We start from the raw sequence: 20543 nt of genomic DNA, 5'->3' as shown, positions 1-20543 counted from the left end.
ATGAGTGGTAAAGTTTCACGCATGGGGACTCCAGTCTATTGCTTCGGCGACTTCCGCCTCGATCCGACGACCAGGGAGTTAAGCCGGAATGGCGAAGCGGTCGTGATCGCGGCCAGCTCCTTCGATTGCTTGGTTTACCTGGTCGAACATCGCGAACGTGCGGTGGGCAAGGACGAATTGATCGCTGCGGTGTGGGGACGGTCGGACGTCAGCGACAACCTGCTTGCGCAAACCATCGTGCGCTTGCGGCGCGCACTGGATGATGCGAGCAGCGAACAACGCTGCATAAAAACCATGGCGCGCGTGGGTTACCGCTGGATGCTGGAGACGACGGTGCTGTCCTCTCCGTTTGTCACGCAAGCCGAAGCCATGCAAGGCGACAGTGTTGTCGATGACGATCGTGATAAGGCCAAATTCCATCCGCATCCAAGGCGGGTTCGTCTTTCGTTGTTAGTGTCGTTGCTGATTACGATCATCGTGGCCGCCTGCTATTGGGGCTGGCAAGCTGTCCAGATCAAACCCGCTTCCACACCCATGCATTTCAACGACGGCACGGCCATCGTGCTGCCGGCCGAAGTGAGGGCGCCCGATGATTGGAACTGGCTGCATCTAGGCTTGATGGATCTGCTTTCGACACAGCTGCGTGAAGCGAAAGTGCCCACTGAGAGCAGCCAGGACGTGCTCAACCTGCTCAACCAATCAGGTAGTGCGCAGCTTGCGTCGTTTGCGCTGGTGGTAACGCCGCACGTGTCGCTGTCCGACAATCGCTGGCATGTGCATCTGGATGCCAAAGCGAAAGACGGGCGAAGCTGGCAGGCGGAATCCTCTTCCAGCGACGTGCTGGCGGCGGCGCATGCGGCGAGCGATCTGATGTTGGTGCAGCTTGGATACGCAAATGGATCCAGCAAATCCATTGCCGGCGATTCGCTGCAACAGTACATGCTCCGCATCGAAGCGACGCAGCTTGCCGGACAACCCGATATCGCGCACAAGCTTATCGACAACGCACCGCCCGGGATGCGCCATACACCTGAACTTGCTTTCGTGCAGGCCGAACTGTATTGCGCGGAAGGAAAGCTGGAATTGTGCGAGCAATCCCTGAACGATCTGCGCACGCGAGTATCGGCCACCGAAAATCCGGTGTTGCGCGGGAAGGTGCTTACCTCGCTGTGGTTCCCGTATCGGCGCAAGAACCAGTACGCCGAAGGCGAGGCCGTGCTCGACGAAGCGGTGCACCTGTTGCAAGGACAGAAGGACACCGAAGCGCTGGCCACGGCTTACCTGGATCGTTCGCACTTGGAGTTCTATCAGAGCAAATTGGATGAAGCGACGCTGGATCTCGGCCGTGCTCGCGTCGATTTCGTGTTGGCCGGCGACTCCGTGGGCCAAGCCAAGGTGGATCGTGCGATGGGCGAGATCGCGTTGCGTCGCGGTCAGTTCGGTACGGCGGTGCCGCTGCTGCAGCATGCATACGAGCAGTATCAGCGCATGGGCATGCGGCAACTGCTTTCCTCGGCGTTGGATGCACTAGCCGGTGCGCAGAAGTTGTCGTTGCTCTATCCCGACGAGTTGGCTACGACCGATAAATTCTGGCCATTCGAGCAAAAACACATGGATTTTCTCGACAACTACTCGCGCCATGAGCTTGCCAACACGCGCGCCCTCGCGTTGGCCGACAACGGGCGAACATCCGACGCCATGGCGTTGCTCGAAAGCATACTTGCGCAGGCAAGCGCCGAAGAGGAAGCGACTTTGCGCGCGCTGTTGTACGTGAATCTGGCCAAGCTGGCACTGGATCGCGAGGACGTAGCAGGCGCATTGCAATGGATCGGCAAGGCCATGGATGGAACTGCGCTGGCACAAGACGACGATCCGAGCGACTACGGCGAAGCGTGGTACGTGAACGTCATCGCCTTGCAGCGCGCCGGCAAGACAGACGAACTCAAGCGCACTGTGACGGCGATGCAAGCTTGGGCCGCGCGCTTGCCCAAGCAGAACGACCTCGTCACGATCTGGTTGTTACGCGCGAAGGCTGCGCAGGCATGGAGCGATGGGCAGCGCGATCAGGCGCTTCAACAGCTCAAGTCAGCGATGGCTGCAGCCGATGCATTGGGCACGCCGGAAACCATTGTGGACGTTGGCCGTGCTTACGCGTTGACACTGCTGGCGGCTGGACATGTGGATCAGGCGGTGGCGGTCAGTGGGCGGCTTTCCGATTGGACGAGTGTCGATTGGCGTGCGGCTTGGGTGGAGTCTTGCGTGTTGCAGGCGTTGGGGCAGAACGCTGCGGCGGACAAGGCGCGAGGAAGGGCGCAGCAGCTTGCGGGGGATCGGCGGTTGCCTGGTGGTGTGGTGGCGATGTTTTAGATTGTCTCTTGGCGATGTTGCTGCATCTTGCGTTGTTGTGGCATTGCCTGCGGCGCTTTCGGTCCCTAGAGGGACCGAGTCACTTTCTCTTGCGTGCCCACGCCCGCGTCTGGAACGCGGGCGAACAGCGCACGCTGGCCCGAAGGGCGGAGGGCAGGAAGCCCGGAGTAAGAGAAAGTAACCAAAGAGAAGGGCACCCCAGAGGGTGCGCTTGGCGGGCGTCCATGCCTGCCAAGTTCGTGAAGGATCGGAGGGGCTTTTCGACAGCACATCCTGTGTTGGCGAAAAGGCATGGGCATCCGTGCCCATGCCCCCTGAAGGGGCCTGATCCTCCGACCCTTTACCGCACCCTATGGGGCCCCACTAGAGCAGCGTGCATCCATGCGCGCACTCTTCACCAGCGCTTTGCGCTGGAAGAGCGTCGCACCGTCGTATGCCGAAGCTGTTTCGAACTAGCTGCTCATTCGTAGGTTGGGGTTTGCACCCCAACCAACATAGCTTCTGCCACGCACCGCGCAGCCAGGCGAGTGGCTGGCATGTATCATCCTCAGCGAACGGCTCGACGCAGAGCAGGACAATGACGAGCACGGGGGCGACCATTTACCGATTCGGCGAGTTCCAACTCAATCCCCTTGCGCGCGAGTTGAGCCGCAACGGCGAGTCGATCGAGTTGGCAGCCAGTGCGTTCGATTGCCTGGTGTATCTGGTGGAACACCGCGAGCGTCCGGTAGGCAAGGACGAGCTGATTTCAGCGGTATGGGGACGTGTCGACGTCAGCGACAACCTGTTGGCGCAGACGATCGTTCGTTTGCGCCGTGCGCTGGGTGAAGCGGGCAACGAGCAGCGTTGCATCAAGACCGTGGCACGGGTGGGCTATCGCTGGGCGTTGGAAACACAGGTGTTGCAGCAGCCTGAGTCCTCCGAAGCCACGCCGGCGATTGCAGAGACGACACACGACGACACGAATACCACGCGCCGTCAGCCGAAAGTGGTGCCGATCCGTCGCTCATTATTCGTTGCGCTGCTTTGCACGCTTGTGCTCGCCCTTATGTATGCCGGATGGCAGATGCTGGGTGGCAGGGCGGCTAAAACGAATTTCCAGTTCAATCGAAGCGCTGCCGTGGTGTTGCCAGTGGAGGTGGTGGCGCCTGACGACTGGAAATGGCTGCACCTTGGCATGATGGACATGATCGCCACGCGTCTGCGCGATGCGAAGGTGCCCACCGAGAGCAGTCAGGAAGTGCTAACGCTACTCAAGGACACGGACGACACGTCGGGCGCCAAGCTTTCTTCATTCGCGCTGGTGATCCATTCTCGTGCGGAATTGTCCGGCGATCGCTGGCACGTGGATCTGGATGCGAAGAGCAAGGATGGACGTACATGGAAGGCCGAGGCTTCGTCCGGCGATGTGCTGGCCGCCACGCGCACGGCCAGCGACCTGCTGTTGGCGCAACTGGGCTACAACGCGGGTAGTAGTAGTGAGTCGTTGCCGGGCTCGTCGGTGCAGCAATATCTGGAGCGCATCGATGCAGCGCGGCTGGCCGGCCAGCCGCAGACAGCACGTGAGCTGATAGAGAAAGCGCCACCGGATGTGCGCAACAATCACGAGATTGCCTATTTCCGTGCATCGCTCGAATGCGATGAGGGGCGTTCCGATGCCTGCCAGCAACAGCTTCAGGCGTTGCTGAAGCAATTGCCCGAAAACAAAGAGGCCGTATTGCGCGGTGAGATCCTTACCGTGCTGGGCTCCATCTATATGAACAATCGCCAATGGGCGCAGAGCCAGAGTGCGTTAGACCAAGCCATAAGCATCTTGCAAAAAGAAAAGAATTTCGGTGCGCTGGCGACTGCCTATCTCACTCGCGGCTACCTTAATCAGCTTCTGTGGAAGCTGGAGGACGCCACGGCGGATCTAGGCCATGCTCGCGTCAACTACTCGCTGGCAGGGGAATTGGTTGGCGTGACCAAGTCGGATTTCGACATGGGGGTGCTTGCCTTGCGCCGTTCGCAGCCCGATGCAGCGGTCACCTTGTTGCAGCACGCCTATGATCAGTTCGTGAGCATGGGCATGCGTTCGATGCTGCTGTCGACATTGGATGCGCTGGCCTACGCGCAGCAGATGCTGCTGAAGTTTCAGGACGAACTGGCTACTACGGATCGCTTCTGGCCGTTGGACGAAAAGGGTAAGGATTTCGGTTTCATCGGCGACGACATGCGTCATGAACTGACTTCAGTACGTGCTGCAGCGCTGGCCGATAACGGGCGCACGGTCGAAGCGAAGGCTTTGTTCGAGCACTTGCTCAACGATATCGATGCCGAAAAGGAATCGGGCCTGCGAGCGCAGGTAAACAAATCACTGGCCAGGCTGGCCCTGGATAGTGGCGACAACGAACGTGCCGCGATGCTGGCATCCGACGCCCTGAAACCGGTGTTGGAGGAAGACGATCAGCGCGACTATGCCGAAGTGTGGCTGGTGCGCATTGCAGGGTTGCAGCGTGGCGGCAAGGTCGACCAGGCTCGGCAGGAGATAGCCGCAATGCTGGCGTGGGAGTCTCACCTGCCGGTGAAGAACGAATGGACCCATATCTATGTCGTGCGCGCTCAGGCGGCGCAGGCATGGATCGACGGGAACCACGACAAGGCGATCGAGCAGTTGAAACTCGCCATGAACCTGGCGGACAAGCTGGGCGTGCCTGAAGTGATCGTCAGCGTCGGCAAAGCCTACGCGTTGGCCCTGCTGGATACCGGACACGTGGATCAGGCGGTGGCGATCAGCGGCCGACTGTCCGCCTGGAGCACTACGGACTGGCGTGCCGCCTGGGTCGAGGCACGTGTCTATCAGGCCCTTGGCCAGACGGATTCCTGGCAGAAATCCCGCAGCACGGCTCAGCAGCTGACGGGCGACCGTCCCTTGCCGGCTGCCTCTTCGACGTTCGAATTCTGAGGGCAGGGCGCAAGCCCCAGAAAAAAAGAAGGCGCTGACATGGAAGCGGAAATCACGTCAGCGCCGTCAGTCTGGATGACTGATATCAAGGGTGGATGTCTGATGAGCGTACGGCGCCCGCGATTGTCTGTCTTTCTCCGGACAGCGCCAATCACGTGTCCTTTCGGGCCATTTGTTGCTACGAGGCCATTGCCTGCTGTGGCTCGTCGAGAGCGGTGATCTTCCGCAGGCTGGCGGCAGCTTCCAGAGCAACGCGCCGGGGCCAGCTGTCTTCGATGTGCTCGGCAACCAGGCAGGGCTCGCTGGCGCGGCATTGGGGACAGGAGAGGTTATGCAGCATCAGTTCTTCGACGATCGACAGAGTCATGACCGATTCTCCTTGCAGCGGGTGACGCGGACGCGGTGTCCATGGGCTGGATATCGGCTGCCTGGCCGGCAACTTGAGCGTGTGCAGGTCGAGGCACGAGATATGCATGTTCACCTGCGTCTGATGCCGTAGATGCGCAGGTGCCTTGCCATGACAACGACACGCTTTCACGTACTGGCTCTGGAGGGGATGTCCCTTTCACTGTGGCTGGCCGCCGTAATGCTGAACATGATCTCGGTACTGTGGCTGGGTTTTCAGGGCTTGCAGTGGCTGCACGACGGTCATTGGACCGCTCAGCCGCCCGTGATGACCTGGATTCGGAATGTCTGCCCTGGTCTGTGCACCTACATGGACAATCCGCACTCCTGGTACGGCATCGCCAAGCTCGCCCATTTCCTCTCCGCAGTGCCTTCCGGCCTGGCGCTGGCGTTGATCGGCATCGCGCTGGGGGTACTCAGCGTGTCAGTTTCTGACCATCGGCCACTGGCGCCCAGCGTCAGCCGGGCGCGTAGCTTCTAATCAGATTTTCGTTGGCTGGGCGCCAATCGTTGGGTTATCGCAGCGTAACCCAACATGTTCGAGGCGCATTGTTGGGTTACGCTGCGCTAACCCAACCCAACCTACGGATACACTTGCCTGCTGATGACCCATCACCAGCAGGCCTGTCACGCATGAGCTCCGAGCAGCAATTCGGCGAGTATCGCGGCATCAAGTTCGAACACGGCTACAACGGCGGCGCCGATTCGCGCAGCGGCGTGATCTATTTTCCGGATGATCCCCACCGCCACATCATCGCGAGCGGCGGCTCAGCGCGCTGGGAAGAAGAGGCGAAAGGCCTGATCGACCATTACTTCCGTGAAATCGACGTGGAATCGGACGACGACTCAGAGGCGTGACCTATGGCAGGGATGACGTGATCGGGCAAGCTTCCCGTAGCATCGTGCATCTCACTGCAACATCAAACGTCTGACAATCCGTAGCGGTGTGCGGCGCAAGGATCGCGTTGCGATGTTTCTGTTGTTCGCGATCAGAGGCAGCTCATGGCTAAGCATTCTTCGGTGTCGTCGATATCATCCCGCGTGGTTTGCCTTGCATGGGCCGGTTGCGTGGGGTTGCTGACAACTATCGTGCAGGCGCAGGAAACCTTTCATCACGTGCCGAGCGCTGCAGCTTCGGTCGCCAACCCGTATCACGGGCAGGTCGATGCCATCCACGCCGGCGGCAATTCGTATGCAACGTACTGCGCCAGCTGCCATGGTGCTGCAGGGCAGGGCGCTGGCAATATTCCCTCGTTGCGGCAAGGGCCTGCACAACAGACAACGGAAGGCGCGCTGTTCTGGTTCATCACCAAGGGGGACGTGAAAGATGGCATGCCGTCCTGGGCAGCGTTGCCGGAGCAAGTGCGGTGGCAGATCGTTGCCTACCTGAAGACGCTGCCCTCGGTGAAGGTTGTTGCCACACAACAAACTGCTATGGCCGGCTCGCCCGTCCACACGCCGCCGCCGACCCCGCCGTTCACCGATTTCCGTTACGAAGCTCCTGGCGTGACACGCAAGATCACGCTCGCCGATCTGCCGGCACCTTATGCCACGCATTCGGCCAGCAACGGGCCGGAGATGACGTCGCGTCCGGAGGGCACGTTGCCCATAGCGCCGCCGGGCTTCAAAGTGAACCTTTATGCGGAAGGGCTGGATACGCCGCGCGTGATTCGCACTGCACCCGATGGCGACATTTTTCTTGCTGAAAGCGGCAGCGGGCAGATCCGTGTTTATCGCGGCATGACCGCCGACGGCAAGCCGGCGCAGACGTCCATATTCGTTGCGAACCTGGATAAGCCATACGGTATTGCGTTCTATCCGACAGGGCCGGACCCGCAATGGGTGTATATCGGCGACACGAATGCGGTGTTGCGTTTTCCTTATCGCAACGGAGATCTGAAGGCGCGCGGATCGGCCGAGCATATTGCCGATTTGCCCGCGGGCGGACATTGGACACGCGATTTGGCGTTTTCGCGCGACAACAAAACACTGTTTGTCGCAGTGGGTTCGGCATCCAACGTGGATGATCCGGATACGACGCCGGAGGAAAAACATCGCGCAAACATTCTCGCGTTCGATCCCGATGGTTCCAACATGCGCGTGCACGCATGGGGTATCCGCAATCCATCTGGCATTGCGATCGATCCGAAGAACGGGCAGCTATGGACCACCGTCAACGAGCGCGATGGCCTGGGTGACAATCTTGTGCCCGACTACATTACTGCCGTAAGCGAAGGCGGTTTCTACGGATGGCCGTGGTGGTACATGGGCGGCCACCAGGACCCACGCCACAAGGGCAAGCATCCGGAGCTGCAGAACAAAGTGATCACCCCCGACGTGATTTTGCAGCCGCACAATGCATCGCTGCAGATCACGTTCTACGAAGCCAGCCATTTCCCGTCCGAATACCATGGCGATCTGTTCGCGGCCGAACACGGTTCGTGGAACAAAGCTACGCGTGTGGGTTATGAAGTGATCCGCATTCCGCGCCATCACACCAGCAAGGCAAGCGGCGAGTACCAGGATTTCCTCACTGGTTTCGTGCTGCCGGATGGGCGCGTGTGGGGCAGGCCGGTAAGCCTTACTACGGCGACGGATGGTTCATTGCTGGTGACCGATGATGGTTCGAACTCGATCTGGCGCGTGGATTACGTCGGGAAGTGATTGCGCTCCTCTCTCTTTGGGGCCTGATTAGCGTCTTGCCTCAGTTGGGCATGTCGTGAGTGTCATCATTGCCTGCGGCGCTTCCGGTCGCGAAGCGACCGGGTCACTTTTCTTTGCTGGCCCAAAGAAAAGTAACCCAAAGAAATGGCCTCAAAAGCTCATGGCACTACGCAGGTTACAAGCTCGAACGATTACGCCATGCATTGATCGTTAGCGGGCCAAGCTTCCACCACCCCGCTATACCGCGAGGCGTCGAAGCGCTGAGGACTTAAGGCAGATCTGGCAGACCTCGGCAAAGCTCAACCTGTCGGCAGGCGCGCTTTAAGCCCTCAGGGCTTCGACGCCTCGCGGTATAGCGGGGGCATTGAACCTGGGCGGGCAACCTTCGATCTAGCCATAGACGTTCAGGCTTTTACCCTACCCATGCTGTGAGCCTGTTAGGCCATTTCTTTGGGTTACTTTTCTTTGGGCCAGCAAAGAAAAGTGACCCGGTCGCTTCGCGACCGGAAGCGCCGCAGGCAATGCCCCAACACCACAACATGCCCAACTGAGGCAAGACGCTAATCAGGCCTAAGCAAGAGGGGCCCTGCAGACGCACCCTCGAACACATCAGCGTAATATCCTTTCCACAGCCGCCACACGCGACGGCTGCGCAGTGAGCATGTCGGCGAGGAGCCAGCGTCATGTCACGGAAAGCATGGATCGTGTGGGGAGCCGCGCTATGCGCCGCACTGGCGCTGGCCTGGACGCGCTCGACGTCCGAAGCGCCGGCAAGCGAAGCCTTCGTTGCGCGCATCGAACTGAACGGTCCGATCGGCCCGGCTGCGGCCGAATATGTCGACAACGCCATCCAGCGTGCCACCGACCAAGGTGCGAAAGCGATCGTGCTGCAAATGGATACGCCAGGCGGATTGCTGGAATCGATGCGCGACATCATTGGCGGCATTCTGGCGGCGAAAATTCCAGTACTTGGTTACGTGGCACCCAGCGGCGCACGCGCTGCTTCCGCGGGCACGTACATTCTTTATGCGTGTCCGATCGCGGCCATGGCACCGGCCACGCATGTCGGTGCAGCTACGCCCGTCGAATTGGGCGGTCCTACGCCGATGCCGTCGCCGTTGGACAGCGCTGCGCCTTCGTCGAGTAAATCCAGCGACAAGGCTGGCACTCATCCCGTCGCCGATGCGGAAGCCAACAAGATACTCAATGACGCTATCGCCAACATTCGCGCGCTTGCGCAAATGCATGGACGCAACGCGACATGGGCTGAGCAAGCGGTGCGCGGTGCGGCGACGCTTACGGCCAGCGAAGCCGTAGCGCAACATGTGGTTGACTTCATTGCAGTCGATAGCGATGCGCTGCTGGCGCAGGCGGATGGACGCGTCGTACGCGTGAATGGCGGCACTATCACATTGGCTTTGCGTGGCTTGCCGTTGCGCGACTATCCGCCCGACTGGCGCGCGCGCTTTCTCGGCATCATCACTAATCCCACCATCGCTTACGTCTTGTTGCTCGCCGGCATTTACGGCTTGATCCTGGAAGCGTTTCATCCAGGTTCGTTCTATCCGGGCGTTACCGGAGGCATCTGCTTGTTGATCGGCTTGTACGCGCTGCAACTGCTGCCAGTGAGTTATGCCGGGCTCACGCTGATGGCACTGGGTGTGGCCCTGCTATTGGCGGAAGTGTTCGTGCCTACGGCCGGCGTGCTCGGCGTAGGTGGCGTGATCGCCTTCGTGTTGGGTTCGATCATGCTGTTTCGTACCGACGTGCCGGGCTATACGGTGAATGTTGGCGTGATTGCAGGCATCGCCTTCTGCGCGATGGCCATTCTGGCCATGCTGCTGCGACTGGTGATGCGCGCACGCCGCGCGCGCGCATTCAATGGCGAGGAACAGATGCTGCAAGACACCGGCGAACTGCTGCAGGCCGTGGTTGCGGGTGGCGAAGGATGGGCGCGCATCGGCGGCGAACGCTGGCGCGTGCAAAGCGAGGCGGCGCTTCCCGCCGGTACGCAAGTGCGAATCACCGGCCGCTACGGCTTGCTGTTGCGGGTGGCTGCGTTACGTACGGGCGAAGGAGAAACTTCATGATCGGTTTTGCTGGCGTTATCGTGATCTTCGTGATTGCGTTGCTGTCTTCGTCGATCAAGGTGTTGCCGGAATACCAGCGCGGCGTGGTGCTGACGCTGGGCCGCTATACCGGCACAAAAGGGCCAGGCTTGGTGATCCTGGTGCCGCTCGTGCAGCGGATGATACGGGTGGATCTGCGCGTGACCGTGATGGATGTACCACCACAAGATGTGATCTCACGCGACAACGTTTCCGTGCGAGTGAACGCGGTGGTGTATTTCCGTGTGATGGAGCCGGACAAATCGGTGCTGAAAGTGGAGAATTTCTACCAGGCGACCAGTCAACTTTCGCAGACGCGTTTGCGCTCGGTGCTCGGTCAGCATGAACTGGATGAAATTCTCTCGCAGCGCGATTCGATCAATCACAGCTTGCAGCAGATCTTGGATGAAGCGACCGATCCCTGGGGTATCAAGATCACCAACGTCGAAATCAAAGACGTGGACCTCAACGAGACCATGGTGCGCGCGATCGCCCGCCAGGCTGAGGCGGAGCGCGAACGTCGTGCGAAAGTGATCCATGCCGATGGCGAACTGCAAGCCGCCGAAAAACTGCGCGATGCCGCAGCCAAGCTGTCAGAGCAGCCGCAGGCGTTGCAATTGCGGTATCTGCAGACCTTGGCGAGCATGTCCAGCAGCGGGCAATCCAGCACCATCGTGTTTCCGCTGCCGTTGGATTTGTTGAAGCCCTTGATCGACAAATCTACATAACTTGTCGTGAAAGCGTGTGTTTCGTTACGGCCGTCATTCCCGCGAAAGCGGGAATCCATTTTCAAGGATGCATCTGAGCAAAATGGATTCCTGCTTTCGCGGGAATGACGGCCGTGAGGTGAGAGCGAGGACTTTCGCGGTGATCTCCCCGCCATATGACGCTTGTCAGATTCGACGAATGACGCCTGCGCCTGCCGCGGGACCAGTCATAAGCAGATGATGCCTTCCACACCCAATCCGGGTGGGGGAGGACAAACCATGAACACCATCAACGAGACGCGCAGCACGCTTGATAAATACATGCCCTGGCTGATCGGCCTGCTGGCCGCTTTTCTGGCTGGTAAGGCGTTGAAGCGTATGTTCTGGACCGCGTTCGCCATGTATTGGGCGCTCCATGCGACCGGCATGCATATTTTCTAGTCTTGCAAGGTTGGGTTAGCGACGCTTAACCCAACAAAACATCGCGACATGTTGGGTTACCCCCGGATCAAGTCCGGGGTAACCCAAGCCACTTACATAGATTGTGCAAACACGCGACTCCCTTTATGTTGCGCGGGCTTGATTCCGGAGCTGCGCGTGAAACCCACCACCCTTGCCGAATGGCTGGACTATCAACAACGTGTTCACGCACTCGGCGTGGATCTGGGATTGGATCGGGTGCGCGCCGTGTGGCAACGCATGGGTGCACCCGAGATCGCGCGGCGTGTGATCACGGTGGGCGGTACCAACGGCAAGGGTTCCACGGTGGCCTTTCTCGAAGCCATGCTCGCCGCAGCAGGGCAGCGTGTGGGTTCCTACACCTCGCCGCATCTTCTTCGCTATAACGAACGGGTGCGCATCGCGGGCCTCGATGTCGACGACATCGACTTGATCGAGAGCTTCGAGCGCATCGAGCTGGCCCGTGGCGACATCTCCCTTACGTATTTCGAATTCGGAACGCTGGCTGCGCTCGATCTGTTTGCACGCGCCGATCTCGATACTGCCGTGCTGGAAGTCGGCCTCGGTGGGCGGTTGGATGCCGTCAACATCATCGATGCGAACGCGGTGATCATCACCACCGTGGATCTGGATCACGTGGAATGGCTAGGCCCGGATCGCGACGGTATCGGCCGTGAGAAAGCCGGCATCGCACGCCGCGATCGTCCCGCCATCGTGGGCGAATCCGAACCGCCGAAGGGTTTGCTGGACGTGCTCGCTGAGCGAGGTGCCCATATCGAGCGTGCAGGGCACGACTTCTATGTGGAGCGTGAGGTGCACCGTTGGCGCTGGCATCATCGCGACGGAACGGTGCTGACGCTGCCTGCACCGGAACTTGCTGCACCGGTGCAATACGCGAATGCCTCATCGGCCATTGCCGCGCTGCATGCTTTGCAGGCAGTAAACCCGGTGGAGTTGGAACGCATTGCCTCGGTGGGCATGCACTTCCCACGTGCGCCAGCGCGCTTGCAGTCGCTGGGCGGCGATCCGGCGTTGATCGTCGACGTCGGCCACAACCCGCAGGCGGCCAGGGCGCTGGCCGATTGGCTGGATGCGCAGCCCGGTGGCCGCGTGCACGCGGTGTACGGTGCGCTTTCCGATAAGGATGTGGGCGGCGTGATGGCGGCGTTGGGATCGCGCATCACGCATTGGCACCTTGCCAGCCTGGATCAGGATACACCGCGCGGGCTTTCAGCCAGCGTGCTCGCCGGCGTGTTGCATCAGGTGCTGCCGCGTGCCGGTTTCGATACGCACGACAATGTGCCGAAGGCGCTTGCAGCGGCGCGTGCTTCGGCACGTCATGGTGAGCGCATTCTTGCGTTCGGGTCGTTCTTCGTTGCTTCCGCAGTGTTGGTTGATGCCAGTACTTAACCCCCTCTCCCCTCCGGGGAGAGGGCTGGGGTGAGGGGTTGCGCTTGCGATGATCTGCATGCGCTTCATTGCATTGCTCAGCTATGGTGAAAAGCAATGATGTTCCTTCATCGCAAGATTGTCCCCTCACCCTAACCCTCTCCCCGGAGGGGAGAGGGGACGGCTGCGCGGCGCAAGTGAGTTTTCAAGAAACATAGATCATCCATTTGTCATGTAACCCGGCACGGGCAGGTATAATCCGCCGCGTCACGCACAAGTTGGTTGTCTGGAGTCCATCTTGAACACACGCCTGTTGGGAGCTGCCGTACTCGTTGCGCTGGCGATCCTGTTCGTGCCGATGATGTTTTCGAGCAAGCCGCCTTCAACAGCCAGCACGGATCAGTCGGTGAATTTGGCGATTCCCCCGGCTCCCGATCGCGACCTGCAGACCAAGACCATGAGCCTTTCCGGCGCGGCCCCCGCCACCAGCGCCGCGCCGACGCCCGCCAGCACGGCGGCCAACGTAGAAGGTATGACGCCGGTGAACATCGCTGCGGCCAGTACGGCGGCACCGGCCGTTCAAGCGCCGCCGCCGCAACAGCCGACGCCGGTGCAACCGATCATCCCGGCAACGCCGCCGAAAGCGACCGCTGCCGCGAACCGTCCGGCCGTACCCCTGGTTCAGCCGCAGCAACAGCCGGTTATTCCGGATACGCCCCCTGCCACCGCCGCTCGCGGCATCTATGCAGTGAATCTCAGCGCCTATGCAACGGACGGTGCCAACCGCCTGATGCAGAAGGTGCGCGGCATGGGGTACCCGGTGCGTGGGCAGACCATTCAACGGGCAGGGAAGTCGCTGACCCTGGTGAGCGCCGGGCCGTTCGAAACCCGCGCCCAGGCAGAGGCCGCGCGGCTGAAGATCACCCAGTCGATGCCGAGTATTCCGGCCCACCTGGAAAGCGGCGCCACCACCCCGCAGGGTGACGTGCCGGCACCGGCAGCGGGCACGCCTGTCAGGGCTGGCGCCTGGGCGGTACAGGTGGCGGCCATGGGCAGCCAATCCGATGCACTGGCGTTGCGCGACAAGCTGCGCGCCAACGGTTTCGACGGTTTCGTGGACTCGGTGAATGCCGGTGGACGCCAGTTGTGGCGTGTCCGCGCGGGGCCGCAAACCCAACGTGCGGACGCGGTTTCGCTGCGCGACCAGATCAAGGCCAAGCTGGGACTCGACGGCAACGTCGTCAGCGCCAATTGAACTCCCTGACGCCGGAAACGACGCCATGAACGCGGTCGACTTCATCATCATCGCGGTACTGGGTCTGTCGGTCCTTGTGGGTTTGTGGCGCGGCCTCATATCCGAGGTGCTGGCACTGGTCACATGGATCGCGGCGTTCTGGGTGGCCTGGACGTATGGGCCGGATGTGTCGACCCATTTCGAGCATTCCATCCAGACACCGCTGCTGCGCTTGCTGGTCGGCTACGGGCTTTGTTTTATCGCCGTGCTGATTCTTGGCGCATTGGTGCGGTTCGCGATCCATGCGTTGGTGGACAGTACAGGGCTGGGTGGCACGGATCGCCTGCTTGGCATGATTTTCGGTTTTGCACGCGGTTTGCTGCTGGTGACGTTGATCGTGTTTCTGGTGAATCAGACCGGCTTCGCACGCGAGCCGCTGTGGCATGAATCGACCTTGCTGCCGCAGTTCAACAGTCTGGCGACCTGGCTGGAACACGAAATGCCGCCGAACGTGCGCCAATATCTGCACCGGGAAAATTTCCCTGTGCATTTGCCCAACGTAATGCCCGGCAGCCTGCCGGCGCATGGCACCATTTTTCCGGCTGCAGCTTCGAGCGCGGCCGACGCAACGCATCACACTAACGGGTAGCAACACCATGTGCGGAATCATCGGCATAGTCGGTACCACCGAGGTGGCATCGGCGCTTTATGACGGCCTCACCGTCCTGCAGCATCGCGGGCAGGACGCGGCCGGTATCGCCACCGTGGACGGTGCGCGTTTACGACTGCACAAGGAAAACGGGTTGGTGCGCGACGTGTTCAACCAGAGCGCCATGAACCGCTTACGCGGCCGCGTCGGCATCGGGCATTGCCGCTATCCAACGGCGGGTTCCGAAGGCGCCACCGAAGCGCAGCCGTTCTACGTGAATTCGCCTTACGGCATCGCCATTGCGCACAACGGCAATCTGGTGAACACCGAAACGCTGCGGCGCGAGATGTTCGAAGACGACCGTCGCCACATCAACACCGACTCCGATTCGGAAGTGCTGTTGAACGTGCTGGCGCATGAGCTGCAGATCCAGGATCGCATGTCGCTCACGCCGGACCACATCTTCAAGGCGGTGGCCGGCATGCACGCGCGTGCGCGCGGTGGTTACGCGTGCCTGGCGCTGCTGCTTGGCTACGGCCTGCTTGGCTTCCGCGATCCGAACGGCATCCGTCCGCTGGTGCTTGGCGAACGCATTACGCCAGATGGGCGTGAATACGCGCTGGCTTCCGAATCCGTGGCGCTGGACATCCTCGGCTTCAAGCGACTGCGCGACGTGGCGCCGGGCGAAGCCGTGTTCATCACCAACGACGGCCAGCTGCACACCCGCATGTGTGCGGAAGGTGCCGTGCACGCACCGTGCATTTTCGAATACGTGTACTTGGCACGCCCCGATTCGATGATCGAGAACGTGTCGGTGTACAAAGCGCGCCTGCGCATGGGCCAGAAGCTGGCGGAAAAGATTTTGCGCGAGCGCCCCGATCACGGTATCGACGCGGTGATCCCGATTCCGGACACCGCACGCACGGCCGCCAGCGCGCTGGCTGAAATGCTGGGTGTGCCGTTCCGCGAGGGTTTCGTGAAGAATCGCTACATCGGCCGCACCTTCATCATGCCGGGGCAGGGCGAGCGCGTGAAATCCGTGCGCCGCAAGCTCAATCCGGTGGAACTGGAATTCCGCAAGAAGAACGTGTTGCTGGTGGACGACTCCATCGTGCGCGGCACCACCTCCCGCCAGATCATCCAGATGGCGCGCGATGCCGGAGCGAAAAACGTGTTCTTCGCGTCCGCTGCGCCGCCGGTGCGCTATCCGAACGTGTACGGCATCGACATGCCCGCTGCTTCTGAGCTGGTCGCCGCCGGACATACTGTTGCCGAAGTGGAGAAGGTGCTCGGTGCCGACTGGCTGATCTATCAGGATCTGAAGGATCTGATCTGGGCGGTGCAGGACGGCAACGAAAACCTCAAGCATTTCGATACGTCATGTTTCTCCGGCGAATACATCACCGGTCTGGACCAGCATTATCTGGAGCAGATTGAGATGCTGCGTTCGGATGATGCGAAAGCGGCGCGTCGCAGCGCGTAGTTTTTGCTTTTCTCCTTCTTCCCTCCGGGGAGGGTATTCCCTGTTTCCCTTTTCTCAAGGGGAAAAAGGGTGGGGTGAGGGGGCTTGCCATGAATTCACTCGAAGCTGCTCACTTTCAAGGCCGTCATTCCCGCGAACGCGGGAATGGCGGCTTCGTATGTAGCCATGCATAGCGTCATGACTGACCTCCATACCGCCGCCAAACGCTGCCTCGACGCCACCGATCCCGCCGAGAAACTGCGCCTTACGCAGGCGACATGGGAAGCTTTGCAATCCGGCGAACTGCATCCCGATTCAACTTCACTTGCACCAGAACCTATCGGCACGCCCGGTCGGCCCGCACTTCCGCAACTTGTGCCGCAACGCCAAGTTCCGCATCGCGGCCTTGGTACGCCCGAAGGCCGCGCTGCACTCGTGCACGCCGTCGCACATATCGAATTCAACGCCATCAATCTAGCGTGGGATGCGGTGTATCGATTCCGAGGCATGCCGTTGGACTACTACCGCGACTGGGCCAGCTGCGCGAATGACGAAGCACGCCATTTCGCCTTGCTATCCGACCGTCTCGCCGAACTAGGACACGTCTACGGCGATTTCGACGCGCACAACGGCCTGTGGGAAATGGCCGAGAAAACCGCACACCACGACACCGCGCGCATGGCCCTGGTGCCACGCGTGCTAGAGGCGCGCGGCTTGGACGTAACGCCGAGCATGATCGAACGCCTGCGCGGAGTAGGCGACGAACCCACCATCGCAATACTGGAAGTGATCCTGCGCGAAGAAGTCGCCCACGTTGCCGCTGGCACGCGCTGGTTTCGTTGGTGTTGCGAACGCGATGGTTTAGACTCGCGCGAAACCTTTCTTGATCTGGTGCGCGATTACATGGGACGCAACCTGCGCGGTCCGTTCAATCGTCCTGCGCGTTTGCAGGCTGGCTTCGATGACGTGGAGCTTGATCGCCTGACTGCATTGGCGCTCGCGTAGGTTGGGGTGAAAACCCCAACATTGTTGTGCGCCCATACACCCTGATGTTGGGGTTTCCACCCAGCGATCATGCAGCATTGCGGCACTCACCATGATGTCAGTGACCCCAGAATGTCGTCATTCCCGCGAAAGCGGGAATCCATTTTCAAGGATGCATCAGCGCAAAATAGATTCCCGCTTTCGCGGGAATGACGGCTGTGAGGGAGTGTGTACTTTCATGGCAATCTACGCGACTGATGTGTGCCCTATTCAATACACATAATTAATCGCCACAGCCGGCGTCACCGACCCCGTACTGTTACGCCCTCCAAAAATCACCCGTGTTCCCAATAACACACCAATCGTCGGCGACCAGTTGTACTCAATCGCCGGCGCTATCCCAAACGCCGTACTGGAACCCGAATTCAACCGCACATTCTGCGGAAACGGCACATTGCTCGGATCCACAAAATCCAACCCAGCCAAACGCGTATTACCGTTATGGCTATACGTAAGATCCGTAGCCAGCACCCACCGTTGCGTAAGGCTGTATTCGAAGGCCAGATCGGCAAAGAAACCATTGCCGGGCTTCACCCTCCCGTTAAACCCATCATCCGTCCCATACACGCTCACACCCCTCACGCGTGTACTGCGCGAAAACGACTTCGATATATTGAAGCGCGTACGCAGAATGCGCCCATTCGGCAACCACCAATACATCTGCGTATTAAGCCACACGGTAGTGGTATAGGTGCCACTGCCCATGCCATCGCCGGGACGGTTGCCCAGTTGGTCGTATTTGCCCGTGGGAAGGGTTTCCTGCACAAGGATGGCCGTGGTCGGTATCCAACTGCCTTGCTGAAATTCGGTGAGCCGGTACTGCGCCTGCAATGTCCAATCGCCAACGCCGATGCTTGAGCTGTTCGGCCCGTGGCTGACCTGGTTGTAGCTGATTACCGGAATCATCCCGATCGAAAGTCGATCGACCAAGCCGTAAAGCATGTAGGTATTCGAGCCGAACGTGCTGGTATTCGGACGGCGAACATCATAGAGATAGGGCTCGAACAAAAAGTGCCCAGGCGGCAACGTTTCAGCGGAATTGGCCAGCATCGGCCCCGTCCACCACGCATCGCTCATTGATTCCTGCGTTGAAGGAGCGGGCGGCTGCGCCGGCACTGTCTGCGCGCATGCGGGGATTGACCGTATCAGACAGCCAAGCATGCACAGCAGCGTGTAAACGCCAGCGCGCCGCCGCGCATTCACGATTTGATGCGCGAGGGGTTCGCAACGAAATTCAGTTCCCATGTTTTGCCGCTGTCATCGGAGAAAGATTGCTTGAAGTGATGCGAGCGCATGACATCAGCCTCCCAGCGGCACCGGCCGCAGGAGGCAAAAAGTACGCTCACCAGTGGTTTACGAAAATAGCCACTTGGGTATGATTCGATATGACCACTTCAAGATCGATGAAACGACTTTAAGGCCCCCGGCATGAAACGACTATCCGCTGGTTTCCTTCCCCCAGTTGCTCTGGATGCTGCCAGCGGCGTGCCGATGTACGACCAGCTCTCCGAATGGTTTCGCCGCGCCATCATGGATGGCCGCTTGCGGCCAGGGCAGCGCGTGCCTTCTACACGCAGCTTGGCGAACGAGCTCAACATTTCGCGCATACCTGTGTTGAGCGCATACGAGCAGTTGTACGCGGAAGGTTATCTGGAAACCTTCGTCGGCGCCGGTACCTGTGTGGCGCACTCGATACCCGGCGAAGTGCTCAAACCCACGAATGCAACGCAGCGCGCGGCGCAACCCAAAACCGTGCAAAGCGTGCCACGCAGAATTTCCCAACGCGTTGCCGCATTGCGTACCGCACCACAAACCTGGGCAGACAATCAGGGCGCGTTTCGTGTCGGCTTGCCCGCCATCGATCATTTTCCAGCCACAGCATGGTCCAAACTCATCAATCGCCACGCGCGCAGACCGCCGATTAATCACATGGTGTACGGCAACCCCATGGGCCATATGCCATTGCGCGAAGCCATCGCCGAATACCTAGGCACCGTGCGCGCCGTGCGCTGCGATGCATCGCAGATTCTCATCACAACCGGCTCGCAACAAGGTCTGCAGATCTGCGCTCACGCCTTGTTGGAAGCGAAAGATCGCGTATGGATGGAAGATCCCGGCTATCCCGGCGCACGACAAGCATTGCGCACCGTCGGTGCGGATATCGTTCCAGTTCCGGTGGACGAAGAAGGTTTGAATGTCGACGTCGGCATTCGGCTGAGTAAAAACGCACGCGCCATCTACATCTCGCCTTCACATCAATTCCCACTCGGCGTCACCATGAGCGCCGCACGACGCATGCAACTCCTGAGCTGGGCCGCGCGCGCCGGTGCGTGGATCATCGAAGACGACTACGACAGCGAATATCGATTCGGTGGAAGACCACTCGCATCCCTGCAAGGCATGGATGCCGAAGACCGTGTCATCTACGTCGGCACCTTTAGCAAAGTCATGTTCCCCGCGCTACGCGTCGGCTACATCGTCGTCCCCAAAGACCTTGTCCCAGCCTTCGCCACCGTGCGCGACGCCTTCGACACCTTCTCACCCACGCTCTACCAAGCCGCACTCACCGATTTCATCACCGAAGGCCAATTCGCTCGCCATATTCGCCGCATGCGCGCGCTGTATCTCGAACGACGCACCGCATTGCTCGAAGCCATCGATCGATACATGGACGACAAACTCGAAATCATAGGCACCCACGCAGGCATGCAACTCACCGCGCTATTGCCGCGCGGTATCGACGACGTCGCGCTCTCCATCAAAACCGCCAAGCTAGGCATCTCTACGCGGCCGTTGTCCATTTGCTACGCGAAGCCACCGAAGCGAGGTGGGGTGATCCTTGGTTATTCGGGGGCGAGCGTGGCGGAGATTCGGGATGGGGTACGGAAACTCAGGTCTTGCCTATAGGGCTGCCCTAAATAATCCGTCGCCCCGGCGAAGGCCGGGGCCCAGCGACTTTCTAAGCGGCCAAGGACACCGGGGTCCGAGCTTTACCGCATCACTAAGCGTCGTAATTACATGGACTCGCCCCCGCGCTAAATAAGGCCTCATGGGCCAGCGGTGGAGAGTAAAACTATCCACCGTTCTGTAACGAGCGAGGGCGAGTCCATG

General features: G+C 60.1%; 16 protein-coding genes. 14 read left to right on the top strand and 2 right to left on the bottom strand.

Features of this window, described 5'->3' with window-relative positions; genetic code table 11:
- Window positions 1-21: 21 nt before the first annotated feature.
- Both QQJ86_RS15570 and QQJ86_RS15565 read left to right on the top strand, forming a co-directional pair.
- Window positions 22-2367 (top strand): winged helix-turn-helix domain-containing protein, encoded by a 2346-nt coding sequence (locus QQJ86_RS15570; RefSeq protein WP_284321884.1) that lies wholly within the window; start codon window positions 22-24, stop codon window positions 2365-2367.
- Window positions 2368-2944: 577 nt separating this feature from the next.
- Window positions 2945-5311 (top strand): winged helix-turn-helix domain-containing protein, encoded by a 2367-nt coding sequence (locus QQJ86_RS15565; protein WP_284321883.1) that lies wholly within the window; start codon window positions 2945-2947, stop codon window positions 5309-5311.
- 178 nt (window positions 5312-5489) lie between these two features.
- On the opposite strand, the gene QQJ86_RS15560 is transcribed toward QQJ86_RS15565, so the two are convergent.
- On the bottom strand, window positions 5490-5678 hold the full coding sequence (locus QQJ86_RS15560) for a hypothetical protein (protein ID WP_284321882.1): 189 nt from the start codon (window positions 5676-5678) through the stop codon (window positions 5490-5492).
- 150 nt (window positions 5679-5828) lie between these two features.
- On the opposite strand from QQJ86_RS15560, the gene QQJ86_RS15555 reads away from it, so the two are divergent.
- From QQJ86_RS15555 to QQJ86_RS15505, 11 genes are all read left to right on the top strand, one after another.
- The gene (locus tag QQJ86_RS15555) at window positions 5829-6197 is read left to right on the top strand and encodes a hypothetical protein (protein ID WP_284321881.1); all 369 of its coding nucleotides are present in this window, start codon (window positions 5829-5831) and stop codon (window positions 6195-6197) included.
- Between the two features lie 152 nt (window positions 6198-6349).
- Window positions 6350-6574: a hypothetical protein gene (locus QQJ86_RS15550; RefSeq protein ID WP_284321880.1), complete on the top strand. Its 225-nt coding sequence runs from the start codon at window positions 6350-6352 to the stop codon at window positions 6572-6574.
- Between the two features lie 144 nt (window positions 6575-6718).
- Window positions 6719-8380 carry a PQQ-dependent sugar dehydrogenase gene (locus tag QQJ86_RS15545; protein WP_284321879.1) on the top strand — a complete coding sequence of 554 codons (1662 nt, stop codon included), beginning with the start codon at window positions 6719-6721 and terminating at the stop codon, window positions 8378-8380.
- Between the two features lie 683 nt (window positions 8381-9063).
- Window positions 9064-10470 (top strand): NfeD family protein, encoded by a 1407-nt coding sequence (locus QQJ86_RS15540; protein ID WP_284321878.1) that lies wholly within the window; start codon window positions 9064-9066, stop codon window positions 10468-10470.
- A complete protein-coding gene (locus tag QQJ86_RS15535) occupies window positions 10467-11216 on the top strand; it encodes a slipin family protein (RefSeq protein WP_284321877.1) in 750 nt (249 codons plus the stop codon). The genes QQJ86_RS15540 and QQJ86_RS15535 overlap by 4 nt, the downstream gene beginning before the upstream one ends.
- A 258-nt stretch (window positions 11217-11474) precedes the next feature.
- On the top strand, window positions 11475-11636 hold the full coding sequence (locus tag QQJ86_RS15530) for a hypothetical protein (protein ID WP_284321876.1): 162 nt from the start codon (window positions 11475-11477) through the stop codon (window positions 11634-11636).
- 156 nt (window positions 11637-11792) lie between these two features.
- Window positions 11793-13064 (top strand): bifunctional tetrahydrofolate synthase/dihydrofolate synthase, encoded by a 1272-nt coding sequence (gene folC, locus QQJ86_RS15525; RefSeq protein WP_284321875.1) that lies wholly within the window; start codon window positions 11793-11795, stop codon window positions 13062-13064.
- A 277-nt stretch (window positions 13065-13341) separates the two neighbouring features.
- On the top strand, window positions 13342-14298 hold the full coding sequence (locus tag QQJ86_RS15520; RefSeq protein WP_284321874.1) for an SPOR domain-containing protein: 957 nt from the start codon (window positions 13342-13344) through the stop codon (window positions 14296-14298).
- Between the two features lie 25 nt (window positions 14299-14323).
- On the top strand, window positions 14324-14926 hold the full coding sequence (locus QQJ86_RS15515; protein ID WP_284321873.1) for a CvpA family protein: 603 nt from the start codon (window positions 14324-14326) through the stop codon (window positions 14924-14926).
- A 7-nt stretch (window positions 14927-14933) separates the two neighbouring features.
- Window positions 14934-16409: an amidophosphoribosyltransferase gene (gene purF / locus QQJ86_RS15510; RefSeq protein ID WP_284321872.1), complete on the top strand. Its 1476-nt coding sequence runs from the start codon at window positions 14934-14936 to the stop codon at window positions 16407-16409.
- A gap of 177 nt (window positions 16410-16586) precedes the next feature.
- The gene (locus QQJ86_RS15505) at window positions 16587-17393 is read left to right on the top strand and encodes a ferritin-like domain-containing protein (protein ID WP_284321871.1); all 807 of its coding nucleotides are present in this window, start codon (window positions 16587-16589) and stop codon (window positions 17391-17393) included.
- A 249-nt stretch (window positions 17394-17642) separates the two neighbouring features.
- Here the strand turns inward: QQJ86_RS15505 and QQJ86_RS15500 are convergent, their stop codons facing one another.
- A complete protein-coding gene (locus QQJ86_RS15500; protein WP_284321870.1) occupies window positions 17643-18509 on the bottom strand; it encodes a transporter in 867 nt (288 codons plus the stop codon).
- 351 nt (window positions 18510-18860) lie between these two features.
- Between QQJ86_RS15500 and pdxR the strand changes: the two genes are divergently transcribed.
- Window positions 18861-20339, top strand: a complete 1479-nt coding sequence (pdxR, locus tag QQJ86_RS15495) for a MocR-like pyridoxine biosynthesis transcription factor PdxR (RefSeq protein ID WP_284321869.1) — start codon at window positions 18861-18863, stop codon at window positions 20337-20339.
- The last annotated feature ends 204 nt before the right edge of the window (window positions 20340-20543 follow it).

It is taken from the genome of Dyella acidisoli (assembly GCF_030160295.1).
GTDB classification, from domain to species: Bacteria; Pseudomonadota; Gammaproteobacteria; order Xanthomonadales; family Rhodanobacteraceae; genus Dyella_B; species Dyella_B acidisoli.
The sequence above is the reverse complement of the archived record's forward strand: the minus strand, read 5'-3'. Positions and strand labels throughout refer to the sequence as shown.